Genomic DNA, 15,811 nt, shown 5'->3' with positions numbered 1-15,811 from the left:
CTCCCGTGCCCGAACGGCGAATCCGCCGTCGAGGCGTACGCGAGCGTGGCGCCCAGCGCGAAGACGTCCGTCGCCGGGGTGACGGCCGCGCCCCGCACCTGCTCGGGCGCGAGGAAGCCGGGGGAGCCGACGGCCGTGCCGACGTGGGTCAGCGTGCTGGCGCCGGTGGCCCAGGCGATGCCGAAGTCGATGATGCGGGGGCCCTTGGGGGAGAGCAGGATGTTCGACGGCTTGAGGTCGCGGTGGACGACCCCCGCCTCGTGCACCGCCAACAGCCCCTCGGCCAGCGCGGACCCGATGGACGCGACGTGCGCGGCCGGCAGCGGGCCCTCCTCGTTCACCTTGTCGTGGAGGGAGGGGCCGGGCACGTACTGGGTGGCGAACCACGGCCGGTCGGCCTCCAGGTCCGCGGCCACCAGCCGCGCCGTACAGCCGCCGCGGATCCGCCGCGCGGCGGACACCTCGCGGGCGAATCTCGACCGGAACTCCCGGTCCTCCGCCAGATCCGGCCGGATGACCTTCAGCGCCACCCGCTGCCCGCGCCGGTCGGACCCGAGGTAGACGACCCCCATACCGCCCGCACCGAGCCGCCGGTGAAGCCTGAAGGAGCCGACGACACGCGGGTCCTCGCGCCGGAGCCGCATCATCGCCATGTCCGTCCCCTACCTCCGGTGGGGAGCCCTTCTACCCCTTGGTGGGGAGCCCCATCCGCTGCCGTCTGCTGCCGGTCCACTGCCGTCCGTCTGACGTGCACAGCTTACGGATTGACGGCCCCGCGCGCTGAGAGGCCGCGCATGCGTCGGCCTACGGATTGTCAGTGGTGCCTGGGATCCTGGAGAAGTGGGCCGGAATCGTAGCAATCCGTGCTCCGGTCTGCGCATGCGTGATCTCAAAAGACCGTCTCAGAAGGGGGATTGGGACCGTGAAGGGTGATCGTGTGGAGATAGTGGTGGACGCGGGCGACACGACGCGGACGTACGAAGTGGTGGCCGAGAGGGCGGGGCGGCGGGTCGAGACGGCGGTGCGGCGCGGGGTGGTGGAAGTGAGCGAAGTCACCCGAAACGGGTCGGTGGTGCGGACGGCCCGCTTCATGGCGAACCGGGTCCTGGCGCTGGTGGAGCAGCCGCTGCCGCGGACCGCTGACGGGGACGGTGAGTAGGAGCCGTCCCACCGGCCGTTCACCCCCGGAAGGGCCCGTTCCGGCGGACCCTTCGGGAGACCCCAGTCCGGGCGGATTTCTCCACTCAGGGGAGTACGAGGCCCGGTCCGGCGTCTTCCTCCGGGAGGCCCGGCAAGCGGTACGAGGGCATGACGCCGTGGACCGGGCCGCACGCCTAATGTTGAGGTCAAGCGGCGGGCGCAGCACTCGTCCCCCGAGGTCAGACGCTCGCCGCTGTAGATGTGACGGAGGAAGGACGATGGCGGACACGGTGGGGCGCACGGTCGTCAGGGCGCGCAGGCGCGCGGCCCTCGACACGTTCGGCAGCCCGCAGACCGGCACCCGCCATCCTCTGGTCGCGGCAGCGATCGTGCTGCCGCTGGCCGTCCTGCTGAGCATCGCGTTCGGCGGCTGGGAAGCCGTCGTCACACAGGCGTCGTCCGTGGCGGGAATGCTGGGGCGCTGAGCGCCCCAGGTCCGGGAGAGCGGCCCGGGCCGGGGACTTCCGGCCATCAGCCCCGTGGGGACGGGGGTGCGGCGGACGGCACGAAGCCCGGACAGCTGGGCACCTGTTGCGGTAAAACATCCGCAACGGTGCCGAGCCCCTGACCTGCGAAAGCAGGTGGGGGCGGCCGTCCGGGCGTGATCGGGCCCCGATCGTTCTCGCTGGGGAGCGGGAGCGAACGGGGCCCGCGTGCTTAGCGTGCGACGCGGCCCCGGTACCTTGCTCGGTGCCGGGGCCGCGCTGTTTCTCCTGTGATCATCTCAGCTGCTCGGCTGACCACTCCGGTCCTACACAAGGTGCCGGGGCGTGCGTGTCGCGGACCGCGCCGCCCCCGCCGGGGGAACGGGGACAGCGCGGCCGTCTCAGGGGGCGAGTAATTCGATCTTGATCGCGAGGGCGCCGAGCGCTTCCTTTTCGGGCGGGTAGATGTTCCGGATGTTGGCGAGCTGTTCCTCGCGGGTCGCCGTCGGGTTGACGTTGGCCGGTCCCTCGCCGTCGAGCAGGGCCTCGAAATCGGGGTACTCGGTGACCTGCCGTACGCGCACGTCGCATGTCTCGTCGGTGCCCTTGATCCGGAATCGGATCACGTCGCCCGCGGCGAGGTCGGCGAGGTGCGGGTATTTGACCCGTACCTCGGTCTTCTTCTTGCCCGCGGCGACCAGGTCGAAGTATCGCCGGTAGAGGTTCAGCTCGCGGACGCGAGCGGCGGTGTCCGTCATGGGGCGGGAACGCTCCTAGCTGCTGGTGAGGTCATCATCCGGCCGAGTTCGCCGGCGGAGTATGAACGGAAGAAGTGGCGCGGGTCGGACAGGACGACCTCGGCCGTGTTGAGCAGTTTGTCGATGTACTCGGGCAACGATCCGGGCCAGTCCCGAGTGTCGAGCATCCAAGGGGCGGCGCCCTCGGGCAAGGTCGCGCGCCCCTCCCGAATGAGGGACTTGGACAACTTCGCGCCGGTGTCGCTGAGGATCATCGGGCAGAACAGGCGGGCCGGAAGCTGCCCGCAGGTGAGGCCGAGGGCCTGTAACGCGCCGTCGACCAGTTGGGAGCCGAACACCCAGTCGCCGCCCTTGACCATCACGTACAGGGCGCCGCGCCTGCTGGTGACGGCGAGTTCCTTGATCAGGTTGCGATACAGCGTGGCGAGGTCGAGATACCCGCCGCCGTCCGGGTCGATGGTGACCTCGTACTCGCCATGGTGCATGCAGACGGCCGATACGGTCGCCCGCTCCGCGCTCACGTGTCGCACGTGCGTGCGCTCGGCGTGCTTCTCGGCCCAGCCACAAGCGGGCCGCGGGCAGGGAACCCGGAGGTGCGCCACGCCGGAGGACGGGGCGAGCCACCAGCGAGCGGCGTCCATGCGCGGCAGTGCGAGCAGCCACGTACGGCGGAAATGCTCACCGGCCTGCTGCTGGCTGTAGGTCTCGACCGAGTACGGCACGTGCAGCCGCTCGGACAGGGCGGCGAACAGGGGGCGGTACAGCTTGTCGACCTGCTCGACGACGCCCTGTTCGCCGAGAGCATGCGCGTACGACTGCTGGTAGCGGTGGCCGCTCTTTTGGTCGGTGACGATGGCGTACGGCGCGTTGTCGAGGGCGCCGAACCGGACCTCGGTCGGTACGCCGAACTTGTCCCGGATACGGGCAGCGACGGCGAAGGTAAGGGACTGCACGAGCGAGGTACCGATGTGCGGGGCACCGTTGATCTGCGTCCCCACGACGAACACGATTCGATCAGGCGCGACGTCGAGGACTCGGGGCGTGAGCACGTCCTCAGCGTGCTTGAGCGCGTTGGCTAGGACCGTGTTCGGCGATACGGGGTATGTGGTCACCCTGTTTTCCCCTCCATTGATAGGCAGGAATGCGCTGTGGTGTGGGGGGTGTGCTGTGACCGGAAGGGGCCGGGGCGGCGCCTCGACCGGCTGAGTGCCGATCGAGGCGCCTTGTACGCTCGGCCTAGCGGGTCGGCCCGGGGTCCAATCCACCTCGGGGCGGCCCGTCTTCCCTGCGGCCGGGTCAGACGTGGTAGGTCGTTCCCCACCGCATCGACCCGCGGGCGAAGCAGGCGCGTACGTGCGCGTCGGTCTCCTCTTGCCCGGCCTCGGCCGCGAGGGGGTCGAACAGAACGCAGATGCGGACGGGTCCGCCCGCGGCGACCAGGTGCACCCATGACGGCGCGGCGGGCACGCACAGCCGGTACGTGTCGTCGCCGTAGGCGAGCCACGGGGCACCGCGCCGTATGCGGATGCGGTGACCGATGTACGGCGCGGGTTCATCGTGAGGGCCGAGGTACAGCGCGTCGGCGAACGCCCGCATGCCCGTCCCGATGCTCTCGACGCTCTCGTGCGCGAGGCGCGGCGGCACGTGGTACATGAGCAACTGGGCAACGCTGAACGAATCGGCGAGGTGAAGGCCGGTCGCGAGGCGGATACCGGCGACGAAGCCGGGGCCGGGAACGGTGCCGGTCGTCGACCCAGGGGGCGTTACCACTTGACCACCGCCCACACGATTTTCCCGAACGGGCGGTCGCGGACGCCCCACGTTGCGAGGGCATCGACGATGAAGAGGCCGCGGCCTCGCTGGCGTTCCACAGACTCGGGCTTGAGGTGCGGGCGACGCCGACGGGTGTCGTGTACCTCAATGGTGACGTTATCGGGGCCGTGAGCGAGGACGACGCGCAGGGAATCGCCCGGCTCCGAGCCGTATCGGATGGAGTTGGTCACCAGCTCGGAGGCAACGAGCATCACATCGGCGAGGGGTTCGTCGCCGATGTCCGGTAGGTGAAAGTGGATGTAGTCGCTCGTGAAGTCGCGGGCGGCCTTGGCGGATTCTTCGACTGCGGCAAGGACGACTCGCTGCGGCGGGACCACCCGCGCCCCAGCGCTGCGTGTGGTGTTCATGGTTCTGGTCACCTCTCGCCCTCCGGAGCCGCCTGTGGTGGGCAGCTCGCGGTGAGGCAGGCGAGAGGCACGGGGGTCTTGTGCCGCTCGCAGGGGTCGGGGGTTTGGTCTGCGCAGATGAGCAGTCGCGCCGAGGGCCGAACGTGCATGCGCTTTCCGTCGGTGGCCAACGTGATGATGGGGGCACCGGCGTGCAGCCGCTCGTCTTGGACCTCGGAGACTTCGCGCCATTCGTTGTCGTCGCACACGACGGCACCGGCCGTAACCCGGTGCGCGCACGTGTAGCCGAGGAACCCGTATCCGGGGGAGGCGGAGGCCATCAGGCGGGCCCCCCGATCGGGTCGAGCGGCGCCGGTTCGCCACCGCTCAGCAGGCGCGACAGTTCGCCGAGCAGCCGCTCGGAGTCGGAACCGGTCAGCACGAGGTTAACCTCGGCGATCTCCTGACCGTCCGCAGTGATCAGTAACGGGATGAAGAAGCGGCCAGCGTTGGTACGGCCCAACGGCTTGCCAGGCGCTCTTTCGATGCGCCAACCAGTCTGACGGTTTGCGGTCAATGTGCCCCCTCGACTCGTCGTCGTGGCAAGGGAGTTCACCACTTGCCAGACCGTAGGGGGCACACGCGAAGGCACCCCGGAAAAAGTTCCGGGGTGCCTTTATTCTGGGCTTACCGATCAGCTGGCAAGGACGCCGACATGGGCAGCGTGGTCGCGCAACTCGGTTCGATACGCAGGTCGTTCGCGCTTGAGCAGGTCGCGAATTGCTTCGCGGACCAGGGGGAAGAACTTGACCTCTTCGGGTGAAGTCTTGCGAATGCGTCCGATCATGTAGAGCGTCGCAAAGTCGTCCTGCTTCAACCGGTTAGCGTTCATCACTTCCACCAGGTACCGCGTGCGTCGTTCGAGCGGTAGTACCGGGTTCTCGTCCTCGATGCTGTCGGCAAGGCGCAGTGCCTCGGTGGCGTCGCCTTCCTCGCCGGCGAGGTGCACGCCGTGCATGGCTACGTTGGTCGGGCCGAATGCTGTACGCCAGTCGTTCCGGTCGATCCTCGCCCGACGGGCGACGCGCTCAGCATCGTGGAGCAGGTCCCACGCCGCCGTGGGGCGGTTGTCGCGCATCGTGGCGACAGCTGCCGCGAGGTGCAACGCCCCATGCACGGACAGAAGTTCGGGCGACGCGTCATCACCCGGCGCGGTGACTTCCATGGCCGAACGGGCGAGGTCTGCGGATTCGGCAACGTCGCCCGTGCTGGTGAGTACGAGGGCCACGTTCCACGCGGACGCGCCGAGTAGAACCGGGTCGCCGGTCTGGTCGGCGAGTTGTAGGGCCCGGTCCGCGGCCACGCGGGAAAGAGTCTGTTCGCCAACGCGGCGTAGGAACACCTGCAACAGGTGGTAGAGGCTGATCACCGCTCGGGCGACCTTGCTCTCGTCGTCGGGGCTGGCGTTGCGGGCTGCGTAGTGCGCTTCGGCGAGCAGGGTGGGCAACTGGGGTCCGACGACCGCGTACCGGTCGACGTCGTGCTCGTAGGAGTGCCACGCCTCGTCAACTCGCTGCGTCAGTTCGTCGGGTGACAGCGGGGTGCCCGGCAGGTCGGTGCCGAGTTGCGAAGAGATCGTATTGAGCGCGCGGCGGATCGCTGGCACCGACTCGTGTTCGGGTGAGCCGTTGGTAACCAGTTCGATACTCCGGCCCGTCAGTTCGGCCAGTTCCCTGATGTCGAGGACGCGGGAGATTTCGAGCAGTACAGAGAGCTTGTCCACGGGGATCACTCCCCGTTCGACCTTGCTTACCCAGTCTTCCGAGCGGCCGATCAGGCCCCCTAGCGCAGCCTGCGAAAGCCCTTTGCGCTGGCGGTACAGCTTGATTCGGTCGCCGGTGGTGAGTTCACGCGGGTAGGTGTTCACCGGCACCCCTTATGGGTCGTGACGACGCGGGACTACACCCAGAGTACGCGGATGGCAACCGTGCCGTGCCAGGATCTTCGGGGCGGTACGACGAAACGCCCCCCGCGCGACCCCTGCGGGGCCGTACGGGGGGCGTCGGTGCTACCGGGCAGCGAACTGCCACAGGGACAGGGCGAGGCCGATCACGCCGACCAGAGCGGCGACGGACGGCAGGGGCCACCGGGCGCGTTCGAGGGCGTCGAGGCGTGTGTCGTGGCGCTTCTGCCGCTCGGTCTCCCCGCGCTCGATCATGTCGAGGCGTACGTCGTGGTCGTCGAGCCGTCGGGCGTGTTCCTTGATCTGCTCGTCGGTCTGGTCGTGGCGCTGCATGAGCAGGGCGAGGGCGCCGTCGATGCGGGCATGCCCGACCTCGATCGTGCGCCGGATGCGTTCCAGCTCGACGGCGACCGCGGCCGGGTCCGACGGCGGCGGGGCGGTGGTCACTTCGGGGCGCCCCCGGCGTCCGGCGCGGTGTCATCGACTATGCCGAGGCCGAACCGGTCGAGCAGCAGCTCGACGGCGGGCAGGGCCATGACGCGCGCGAGGCCGCCGGCGATGGCGAGGGCGGCGGCGACCCACGGCAGGGACTCGGGGATGCCGGATGCGTTCACGATGGCGGGGAGGGCGACGGCGAACATGACGACGCCCTGAATGACGGTGCGTACGGCGCGCTTGGTGGCGGGGCTCATGGGAGTGCCTTTCGGGGAATGCGGATATGACAGGGCCCGCCCCGGGGCATGGTGCCGGGGCGGGCGGGGTGCCTACTTGCCGTAGGCGAGGCGGAACAGGGCGCCCCATCCCTTCGGGCCGATCTTCACGTCGTGCGTGGTGCCCTTGGCGCGGTACTGCGGGTGCGCGTTGTGGAACTTGGCCACCGCGGCCTGTGTCGCGGGCCCGTAGTTCGGGGACTCCTTGACGCTCTTGGACATGTAGCCGGTGGCCTTGAGCGCGCGCTGAAGCGTGACGGCGGACGGCTTGGCCTTGTTCGGGGCGAGGCCGGTCGGGAACGCCGGCGGCTTGTACGCCTCGTCGTCGGGGTCGGCGGCGGCGCCCTTGGCCCACTCGCGCAGCTGGGAGGGGGACATGTACGCGATATTCCGGTCGAGCGGGGTCGATGTGAACTGCCAGAACGTCACCGTGCGGCCGGACGGCTTGGGCCGGGTAGCGGCCTCGGCCCGGGCGTACGTGGCGGCGCCCCACGGGTAAGCGGGGTACCACAGCGGCACGCCCGACGGAACGTGACCGGCTGCGATGTCTGAGGCGGACGTGTAGATGCCGACGCGCTGACCGGGGAACGCCTTCTTCACCGCGGCGATCCATGCGGCGGCATACGCCTTGATCTGGGCGGCCGTCGCGCCCTTGTAGTTGCGCCGGTCGCTGTACGCCTCCAGGTCGAGCCAGTGCAGGAAACCGGGGCCCGCGTGGGGCTTGACGGCGGCGATGTAGTTCGCGGCCTCCTTCGCCGCGGACTGGTTCGGCCACGCGAAGTGATAGGCCCCGGCGACCAGACCGGCGGCCCTGATGCCCTTGACGTGGCTCGCGAACTTGAGGTCGTGGGTCTTCTGTCCCTCGCTCGCCTTGGCGAACGCAAAGGTAAGGCCATCGGCCGCGTGCTTCTTCCAGTCCTGTGCGGCCTGGTACGCGGACACGTCGATGCCGCGCGAGGTCTGGCTCATAGGGGTGCCTCCTGGGCATGAAAAAACGCCCGGCGCGGTGCGCGGGGCGGCGGGTGATGAAGTGGGCGGCGCGGTGGCGGGTCAGCCGATGGCGGCCCAATAGCAGGTGGTCGACTCGACCATGCCGCCCAGCGTGAGCGTGGCCGGGAGCGTCGTAAGGCTGGTGCTGGACGTCTGGAGCCATCGGTACATACCGCTCGTGGTGACGGCGCGGGCGGCCGATGTGGTGGCGTTCCCGCTCCAGTTCGCCGCGGCGAGGTAGGGCACGCTCGTGCCGGTTCCCCTGATCAGGATCGCGACGTAATACCCGCCGGCGGCGAGGCTCGCGGGCGCGGTGAGGGCGTAGGGGGTGAGTGATCCGCCGATCCGGTGTTCCTCGGTCCACGTGCTCGCGAGGTTCGCGGTGGTGGCCACTCTGGCAAGGCTCGCGTTGTAAATGCCGAGGTAGGCGGCCGTGACGGTGCTGTTGGGCCGGTCAAAGCCCATGGTGTGGACAGCGGCTTTGGCGATCGTGGCGGCCTGGCGTAGCGGCACACCTACCAGATACAGGCGCCCGGCCTGTGACGGCGCGTCTCCCGGGGTGGGGGAGTTGGTGCCGATGTCGTAGGACCATGCGGCGAGGCCGAAGTCGGCCGGTGCCCATGTGCCGATGGCCCACGGGGGCAGCTGTTCTTTCTGGTACGTCGCCGACGGCGTCCAGCTCGGCCACGCCCCCCGCGGTGCCCTTGGCGGTCGCCGGGATGGCGCCCACCTTGGCCGCGTCGAGGACGACGTCGGGGCCGCGGTCGCCGTTGACGCTGACCACGCCCTCGCCGGTGCTGGTCGGCAGCTGGGCGGCGGGCACCTTGCCTGTGGCGTCGAGTGTCGCCACACCCCCGGGGGCGCCCGGCGCGGTGTCCGGTACGGCGTGTACGTCGGCCGCGTCGAGCTGTACGTCGGCGACCGATTGCCCGTTGACGGATTGCACGACCCCAGGGGCGCCGTCCGGGCCGGGGATGCCCTGCGGGCCGGCCGCTCCGGTTGCTCCGGTTGCGCCCGTTGCTCCGGGGGGACCCTGGGGCCCGGTCGGGCCGACCAGTGATGAGAGCCAGTCGGTGACGGTGCCCTCGTATCCAGAAGCGACGGCGACCTCGTACGCGCTGGCGCCCTTGACTGCCACGTAGTTGGGCGTGCTCGGGTTGGTGGGGGCGAGGTCGGCGAGGTCGACGACGGGCTCGGCAGCGGGCAAGAGGATCTGGTACGAGCGGTTGGACGCAACGCCTGTGAGCTGTTCGGTGACGGTGTAGGACCAGCCCGAGGGATTCATGTCCGGGGCGTCAGTGGCCGGAAGAATCACCGCGAATGCGCCGGTGGCGTCGAGCGGCGCGGTGACGGGGCCGGACAGCATCACGTCGGCGGCGCCGAACGTCAGCAGGGCGGGCGCGCGCCACACGATTTGTCCGGCTAGCGGCTGGCCGGAGGGGTCGAGGTAGCGACCGGTGACCTTCACCGTGGGGATGCTTTCGGGCAGCAAGGACGACTCCTGTGGATGAGGGAGGTAGGGGTTACGGGGACTGGACGCCGTACAGGTAGCGGGTCATGCCGCGCACGGTGCCGGTGCCTGCGGTCCGGCGGGCCTGCAACTCGAACTGAACTGTGGCGCCCCATGTGAAACCGGGCAGTGCAGCCGTGGCCGTCAGAATGCTGTCTACGGCGCCGGTAGCCAGGGTGGTGCCGTCGGCCACGATCCGTACTTGCCCGTTGGTGGAGCTGTCGAGCGCGGGCGTGGCCTTCACCCGTACGTACGGGTGCTGTACGAGACCTTGCGAGTTCGCCAGGGTTGTTCCTGACGTTGAGATGGTACCGGGCACACGTAGACGGACTATCGTCTTTGGGAGCGGCAGGGGGCAGGTACGGACGGGCAAGCCCACCGTTGAGCACGTCCTCGGCGAAAATCTCTGTGCCGGACGCGTCAAGCATCCGAATGCCCTGCTCGCCGACATCGCCCGTGAGGCCGTGATACACGCCGAGCGCGAGGCTTCCGTCTTCGCGGCGTACCTTGAAACCGAACTCGTCCGACTCGGTGTAGAGCTTGCCGATTTGCAGGACCGTGGCGTCGCCGGGGGCGCGTACGTAGAGCTGCCCGCCCTCGCCGATCACTACGTCGCCGTTGAGTACCTGATTCAGCGCGGGCCGGATGTTGGCGCGTCCGGCAAGCTGCTTCACCTGCCGTTCGAGGGCGGCGAGGCGGTCGAGCACGTCTTGCGGTACGTACGGCACGGTTACGGGACCTCCAGATACAGGCGGGCCGTCTCGGGCCGACCGCGCTCGGGCGGGGTGATGGAAAGGCCGACGACGCGGTACCGGGCGTCGAGGGTGTCGGGGTGCCACAGGTCGCGGATGCGTACCCGGACGGTGGCGCCGAGCAGGGCGGGCGTGATGTTCCCGCCGAGCAGGACCGTGATTTCTGGCAGCGTGACGGGGTTGCGGGCCGCGGCGGCGTCCGCTCGGGCGTGTGCGTCGAGCGTGTCTTGTACTTCAACGGTGGTGTAGTCGCTGCTCCTGTCGAGGCGCGGCCAGCCGGCGGCGATGTCGTCCTCGGCGACCAGGAGCGGCGAGGTAAGCGGGTAGCTGTCTGCGGCGAGGTTGCCGTTCACGGACGCGCCGCGGCTCTGCCACGCGTTCGCCTTGCCTGTCGCGTCCGTCGGCCACGCGTAGGACAGGACCGGGCCGGGGTGGTCGAGGACGATGTCGGCTGTGCCGGTGCGGATGACGGGGTGTCCCATCATCAGCTTCTTGACGCGTCGGCCGTCGCCGTCACGGAAGCTCGCGATGCGCCACTCGAAGCCACGCTCGACCGCGGCGAGGTCGTCGATCAGGTCGCCGATGCTCGGGAGGTCGTAGCGCGAGTACGTGCGGTCGCGGGGCACTCCAGAGATGGCCGTGTCGTATGTGATGCCGATGTCGCCGCCCTCGGCGTTTTGTGCGTAGTCGACCAGCTGCCGCACTACGTCGAACTGGTCGACATCGTCGGCGATCTGCGTATCGAACAACAGGCGCCGGTACAGATAGCTCTCCCACCCGCCGGCCTGTATCTGGGCGCTGAGGAATCCGCGGCTGTCGCTGGCGAGGTTGAGCGTCCACAGGATGCCGCCCCACCAGAGTTCGCGCCCCCTCTCGACCCATACGCCCGTTCGTCCGGGCAGGAGAACGCGGCGGGCGCGGTCGGCGAGGGCGCGGTTAGGGATCGGCACGGTGCCTGTGAGGCGGCCCGTCTTGCCTATGTAGTCGTCGAGGGACAGGCCCTGTACGGGCAGGGCGTCGAGCAGCTGGTCGGAGCGTAGATCCGTCAGCAGCAGCCGGTACGGCGCGGTGGTGCCCACGTCGCCCCCTTATGCCGGGTAGGTGATCATCACGCGGTGCCACCTGTTTTTGACGACCGTTGCGCCCGGGCCCCATGAAACGAGTTCGAACAGGCCGGTGTTCGGGGTGAGATAGCCGGCCCCGTCGCCGTAGGAGTCGGTCACGATCGTGGGCATGCGCTCAACGCCGTAGATGCCGTTCGGGCGCCATCCGGCGGCAACGGTGAACATGGCGAGGTCGGCGAGGTTTCCGTCGGAGGAAGCAGGCCCGTAATCCGGGCCGGTCCGCTCGATCTGCACTCGCACTGTGATCATGCCGGATACGCGGACGGCCTGGGCATTGTGCAGCGTCCAGCCCGATGCGGCTGTCACCACGGCGGCGCCGGTCGCGGTCTGAACATCGGACGGGGGCCGGTAGGTCTGCCACTGCCCTGCCGTGACGGACCAGCGTTTCAGCACGCCCCCATGATCGGCGTACTGGCCGTCGTAGGCGCCTACGTCCGATGCGGCGCCACGGGGCACCACTGCGCCCACGGCGACGGTGTAACGGCGCCGGTCCGCGAGTGCAGCCGTCCAGTCGATACCGCCCACGCCCGCGGACGCGCCTGCGGGAATCGTCACGTCCCACAGGCGCAGACAGGCCGAGGGAAGGGTCGGCGCGGTCGGGGTCTCCGCGCGTTCGCCCTGGATGATCTCTATTCGCGCCAGGTTCTGTCCGTCGGTGTCGAACAGTTCGTCGTACACCCGGACGACCACAGCATCGATGCGGGCGAACTGCGCGTCGCCGTCGGCGAATGTGAGGATTGCAGGCGCGTCGTTGGCTACGGGGTACGCCCCCTGGGCGTCGGTGCCTTGCACCAGCGCGCGGCCGACGCCGATTTGCAGGGCCATCGCGCCCGCGCCCGCGGCGGCGAACGGGTCGCCCCCGGGAATCACGCCGTCCCGGGTACGCGTCTCCGACTCGGGCGCGAAGGTGCCCACGGGCGTGAGGCGGGTGTCTTCTCTCGTCTGCCCGTTGGGCAGCAGCCATGCCGAACGCACGGTCACGGTGGGGTGTCTCCTTACCAGTATGCCGAGCGGTAGCGCACGGTCGCCGACGCTGCCGGGCTACTGCCGGGCGCGGCGCGGAAGTGGAGGTTCGTTGTGCCGGGGGCGAGCGTGAACGTCTGCTCGGGCACGCTGCGCGAGGTCGCGGTGTAGATCCGCGACGCGGTGCCGTTGAGGGTGACCGTGCCGGCGCTGGTATCGATGATCAGCACGTCGTCGGCGGCGAGCGGTATGTCGTACTCCAGCGCATCGCCCGTGCCGATGTTGGTCAGCGACGGCCGGGCGACCGGCCCGCGGAACTCGATCACGGGGTGTGCCTCGGCGTCCCCGATGTTCGTCGTGCTGATGGCGCCTGTGCTGCCGGGCGCGCCGAAGTCCAGCGGCCACACCAGCGGCCACGACAGACCAGGCTCGGACATGGGCAGCATCGCGGACGCGACCTGTTCGGCGAGCGCGTACCGGCGCGGGTCGGTCGCGACGAATTCCAAGGCGCCGCCCGTGATCGTGCCGAGGCGGTACCCGAGGGCCGCCGGTACCGCGCGGCGGGTGGCGCGGGCGTACGCGAGTAGGGGCCCGCGGTCGTCGAGCCACGCCACGAACGGGCGCTCGTCCTCGACCGGCACCGTGCCCGCGTTGAGGGTGGCGACGACCGCGCCGACGGACGCCCGCGGGGCCCGGATGACCAACCCGTCGAGGCCGATCGTCCGGGCCTGTGCGAGTAGGCCGCCGGGGATCGCGCCGTGTGCGTCCGACCGCGGCACTGTGCCGGAGTCGAGGGCGGGAAGTTCCTCCCACCCGGTGATACCGCGCCATCGGTACGGCGTGCCCGCGCCGAGCAGCAGCTCGCCGTATTGCACCTGTCCCGGGCGGGTGAGCAGGGAACCGGGCGCCATGGTCACCCCCTCGCTTTGGCCAGCCACGCGAGCGCGCGGGCGTTGTCGTCGGGGGTGCCGTTCTCGGCGGCGTGCCAGTGCTCGACGTGCACCAGGGCGCCGCCGGTCGAGGGGGCGGCGAACGGTGAGCCGTACGCGCCCGCGCCCGCGAGGGTGGGCGAGAGGGACGGGACGGCGGGCGGGGTCACCAGGCTGGACATTGCGCGGTCCACGGCCCCGGCGCCGCCCTCGATGCCCTTGACCAGGCCGGCGGGAATCCAGCGGCCCACGTCGCGCGCCATGACCTTGGACGGTGAAGCGATGCCCAATGCGTCAGCGATGGGGCCGGGGATCATGTTTTTTGCGAAGCTGACCAGCTGGGATTTCAGGTAACCGCCCATGCTCTTCACGCCGTTGAGCAGGCCGCGAACGACGTCTTTCCCCTTGTCGACCAGCAGCGAATTGAGGTTGCCGATCGCCGATGAGATTTGGTCGGGTAGTCCGCGCGCCCATGCGATGGCCTCGCGCGCCTTGCTGACGATCGAGTCTTTGAAGCTGCGCAGGGCTGATTCCGCGCGGTCGCGCAGCTTGCCGGCGAGCGGGGCGAGCGCGCTGTACGCGCGGCCGGGCAGTCCGTTGATCCAGGCGACCGCGGTGGAGATGCCGTTACCGACCCACTCGGCGAGTCTGGTCGCGGCCTCGCCGATCAGGTTCGCGGCGTTCGACACGGCCGTTTTGGCGAGTTGCCATGCCTGGTCGAAGTCGCCTTGAAGCAGCGCGACGATGGCGCCGATGACGGGTACGACCACCTGCTCGATCACGGCGGCGAGGCCGTTCGCGAAGATTCCGGCGAGCTGCCCGATGAGGCCGATCAGCGGCTCGATGATCGGCATGAGCGCGTTGAGTGCGCCGATCAGCAGCTCACCCACGGCGACGATCAGCGGCGACAGGGCAACGAGCAGTTGCGCGAACGCCTGCCCGATCGTCATCAGCGCGGGCGACAGGGCGGCGATCAGGTCGACCAGAATCGGCAGGATCGCGGCGGCGAGCTGCCCCAGCATCTCGGCGATAGGCGCGATGACCTGCGGCAATACCGCGAATACGGGCATCAGTGTGCTACCGAGCACGCCCGCTACCTCTTCGATGACGGGCGCCATCTGCTGAAAGATCACCGCGAGCGCGTCGAGTAGCGGCGTGAGCGCGGGCAGAACGGACGCGATCATGCCGCCGAGCAGTGGCAGCAGCGGCGACACGGCGTCGATCAGCTCGCCGAACGCGCCCGCGGCGGAGGCGAGCACAGGGCCGAGCGCATCGACGATCGGCAACAGGGCGTCGCCGAGCGAGGTCGCCAACCGGGCGAGCGGCGGGCCCAGCTTGGCCAGGGCGGGGCCGAGCGCGTCCGCGAGACTCTTCACTACGGGGGCGAGCGCCTGGGCGAGCGCGGCGAGCACGGGCCCGCCGGCCTCGGCGAGTGCGCCGATCAGTTGCCCGACGGCGGGCAGGATTTCGCCGACCGCGCCGAGCAGGCCGCCGAGCCCTTCGGCCGCGCCGCCGGCGCCCGTGGCGACGCCCTCGAAGAACCCGCCGATGCCGTCGCCGACCGCGCCGAGTCCGGTCGACAGGGCGTCGATGACCGGGCCCGCGGCCTCGACCGCGGAGACCAGGCCGGGCATCGCGCCTTTGGCGAGGGCTCCGATCCCCTCGACCAGTGGCTCGACGAGCGGGGCGACGCCCTTGAACAGGGCGCCGATCTGCGGGGCGAGGTCGTCGAAGATGCCGCCCAACTGGTCGGCGGCGTTGACGAACGGCTCGACCAACGGGGCGGCGAGTTCCTGCATTCGCCCCTTGACGTGCTCGCCGAGGTCGGTAAATGCGCCCTTGACCTGCTCGTTCTCGGCGAGCACCTTCGCGCCGAGGCCGATCACGGCCAACGGCACGGCGGCGAGCGCACCCGCCGCAACGACCGACGCGCCCGACAGGGCAAGCGTCGAGGTCTTGGCCGCGCCCAGCAGCGGGCCGATGCCCGCCAGGCCGCGGCCGGCTTCCTCGGCGCCCCCGCCGATGCCGTCGCCGAGGGCGCCGCCCATCTCCGCGCCGGCCACAGCGAACCGGCCGCGCATGTCGCGCAACCGGCCGTCTGCGTCCTGCTGGAGACCAACGAGAGCGGCCTCGGTGCGGTCGACTCCGCGCTGTGCCCCGGAGTCGTCGAGGTCGATGAAACCGACCAGCTCGCCGATGGTGAGGGAACCCAAGGAGCACCCCCCAACGGCGCGCGCCGCTATTCAGTTGTGGTTGTTGATCACTGCCCGGTGAGCCGGGCGATCTCGCCGGGGTCCGTCACGACGCGGGGCGTCGAGCGCCACGCAC

Annotated in this window: 19 protein-coding genes; 2 read left to right on the top strand and 17 right to left on the bottom strand. The window is 69.9% G+C overall.

What is annotated here, in order from left to right:
* Window positions 1-653: serine/threonine-protein kinase (locus SSOG_RS08165; protein ID WP_009713736.1), on the bottom strand; the 653-nt coding region annotated here is incomplete at its 3' end.
* Between the two features lie 269 nt (window positions 654-922).
* Here SSOG_RS08165 and SSOG_RS08160 point away from each other — a divergent pair.
* Together SSOG_RS08160 and SSOG_RS08155 are read left to right on the top strand one after the other, a co-directional pair.
* A complete protein-coding gene (locus SSOG_RS08160; RefSeq protein WP_039936898.1) occupies window positions 923-1,159 on the top strand; it encodes a hypothetical protein in 237 nt (78 codons plus the stop codon).
* Between the two features lie 259 nt (window positions 1,160-1,418).
* Entirely contained in the window at window positions 1,419-1,625 is a 207-nt protein-coding gene (locus SSOG_RS08155; protein ID WP_009713734.1) for a hypothetical protein, read from the top strand.
* A 401-nt stretch (window positions 1,626-2,026) separates the two neighbouring features.
* Here the strand turns inward: SSOG_RS08155 and SSOG_RS08150 are convergent, their stop codons facing one another.
* The 16 genes from SSOG_RS08150 to SSOG_RS08075 all read right to left on the bottom strand — a co-directional run bounded on the left by SSOG_RS08150 (window position 2,027) and on the right by SSOG_RS08075 (window position 15,696).
* Window positions 2,027-2,383, bottom strand: a complete 357-nt coding sequence (locus SSOG_RS08150) for an ASCH domain-containing protein (protein ID WP_009713733.1) — start codon at window positions 2,381-2,383, stop codon at window positions 2,027-2,029.
* Window positions 2,380-3,495 carry a hypothetical protein gene (locus tag SSOG_RS08145; RefSeq protein WP_039936897.1) on the bottom strand — a complete coding sequence of 372 codons (1,116 nt, stop codon included), beginning with the start codon at window positions 3,493-3,495 and terminating at the stop codon, window positions 2,380-2,382. The genes SSOG_RS08150 and SSOG_RS08145 overlap by 4 nt, the downstream gene beginning before the upstream one ends.
* A gap of 184 nt (window positions 3,496-3,679) precedes the next feature.
* Window positions 3,680-4,042 (bottom strand): hypothetical protein, encoded by a 363-nt coding sequence (locus tag SSOG_RS08140; protein WP_245606243.1) that lies wholly within the window; start codon window positions 4,040-4,042, stop codon window positions 3,680-3,682.
* A gap of 104 nt (window positions 4,043-4,146) precedes the next feature.
* On the bottom strand, window positions 4,147-4,563 hold the full coding sequence (locus tag SSOG_RS08135) for an ATP-binding protein (protein WP_009713731.1): 417 nt from the start codon (window positions 4,561-4,563) through the stop codon (window positions 4,147-4,149).
* Between the two features lie 319 nt (window positions 4,564-4,882).
* Complete coding sequence (locus SSOG_RS08125) at window positions 4,883-5,161, bottom strand: hypothetical protein (RefSeq protein ID WP_167542475.1); 279 nt, start codon at window positions 5,159-5,161, stop codon at window positions 4,883-4,885.
* Between the two features lie 75 nt (window positions 5,162-5,236).
* Window positions 5,237-6,469, bottom strand: a complete 1,233-nt coding sequence (locus tag SSOG_RS08120) for a helix-turn-helix domain-containing protein (protein WP_106516608.1) — start codon at window positions 6,467-6,469, stop codon at window positions 5,237-5,239.
* 141 nt (window positions 6,470-6,610) lie between these two features.
* The gene (locus SSOG_RS08115) at window positions 6,611-6,952 is read right to left on the bottom strand and encodes a hypothetical protein (protein ID WP_009713728.1); all 342 of its coding nucleotides are present in this window, start codon (window positions 6,950-6,952) and stop codon (window positions 6,611-6,613) included.
* Window positions 6,949-7,197: a hypothetical protein gene (locus tag SSOG_RS08110; protein ID WP_009713727.1), complete on the bottom strand. Its 249-nt coding sequence runs from the start codon at window positions 7,195-7,197 to the stop codon at window positions 6,949-6,951. Before SSOG_RS08110 ends, SSOG_RS08115 begins: the two co-directional genes overlap by 4 nt.
* A 72-nt stretch (window positions 7,198-7,269) precedes the next feature.
* Window positions 7,270-8,184, bottom strand: a complete 915-nt coding sequence (locus tag SSOG_RS08105; protein ID WP_009713726.1) for a glycoside hydrolase family 25 protein — start codon at window positions 8,182-8,184, stop codon at window positions 7,270-7,272.
* A gap of 81 nt (window positions 8,185-8,265) precedes the next feature.
* Window positions 8,266-8,670, bottom strand: a complete 405-nt coding sequence (locus SSOG_RS46665) for a hypothetical protein (protein ID WP_050799814.1) — start codon at window positions 8,668-8,670, stop codon at window positions 8,266-8,268.
* On the bottom strand, window positions 8,660-9,697 hold the full coding sequence (locus tag SSOG_RS08100) for a LigA protein (RefSeq protein ID WP_009713724.1): 1,038 nt from the start codon (window positions 9,695-9,697) through the stop codon (window positions 8,660-8,662). The genes SSOG_RS46665 and SSOG_RS08100 overlap by 11 nt, the downstream gene beginning before the upstream one ends.
* 31 nt (window positions 9,698-9,728) lie before the next feature.
* Window positions 9,729-10,034, bottom strand: coding sequence for a hypothetical protein (locus SSOG_RS08095; RefSeq protein ID WP_009713723.1), 306 nt, complete (start codon window positions 10,032-10,034; stop codon window positions 9,729-9,731).
* Between the two features lie 411 nt (window positions 10,035-10,445).
* Window positions 10,446-11,546: a hypothetical protein gene (locus SSOG_RS08090; protein ID WP_009713722.1), complete on the bottom strand. Its 1,101-nt coding sequence runs from the start codon at window positions 11,544-11,546 to the stop codon at window positions 10,446-10,448.
* Between the two features lie 9 nt (window positions 11,547-11,555).
* Window positions 11,556-12,572: a hypothetical protein gene (locus SSOG_RS46660; protein WP_050799813.1), complete on the bottom strand. Its 1,017-nt coding sequence runs from the start codon at window positions 12,570-12,572 to the stop codon at window positions 11,556-11,558.
* Between the two features lie 14 nt (window positions 12,573-12,586).
* Window positions 12,587-13,465, bottom strand: coding sequence for a phage distal tail protein (locus SSOG_RS08080; RefSeq protein WP_039936893.1), 879 nt, complete (start codon window positions 13,463-13,465; stop codon window positions 12,587-12,589).
* Window positions 13,466-13,467: 2 nt separating this feature from the next.
* On the bottom strand, window positions 13,468-15,696 hold the full coding sequence (locus tag SSOG_RS08075) for a phage tail protein (protein ID WP_009713719.1): 2,229 nt from the start codon (window positions 15,694-15,696) through the stop codon (window positions 13,468-13,470).
* Window positions 15,697-15,811: the final 115 nt, after the last annotated feature.

Source organism: Streptomyces himastatinicus ATCC 53653, from assembly GCF_000158915.1.
GTDB lineage: Bacteria > Actinomycetota > Actinomycetes > Streptomycetales > Streptomycetaceae > Streptomyces > Streptomyces himastatinicus.
The sequence above is the reverse complement of the archived record's forward strand: the minus strand, read 5'-3'. Positions and strand labels throughout refer to the sequence as shown.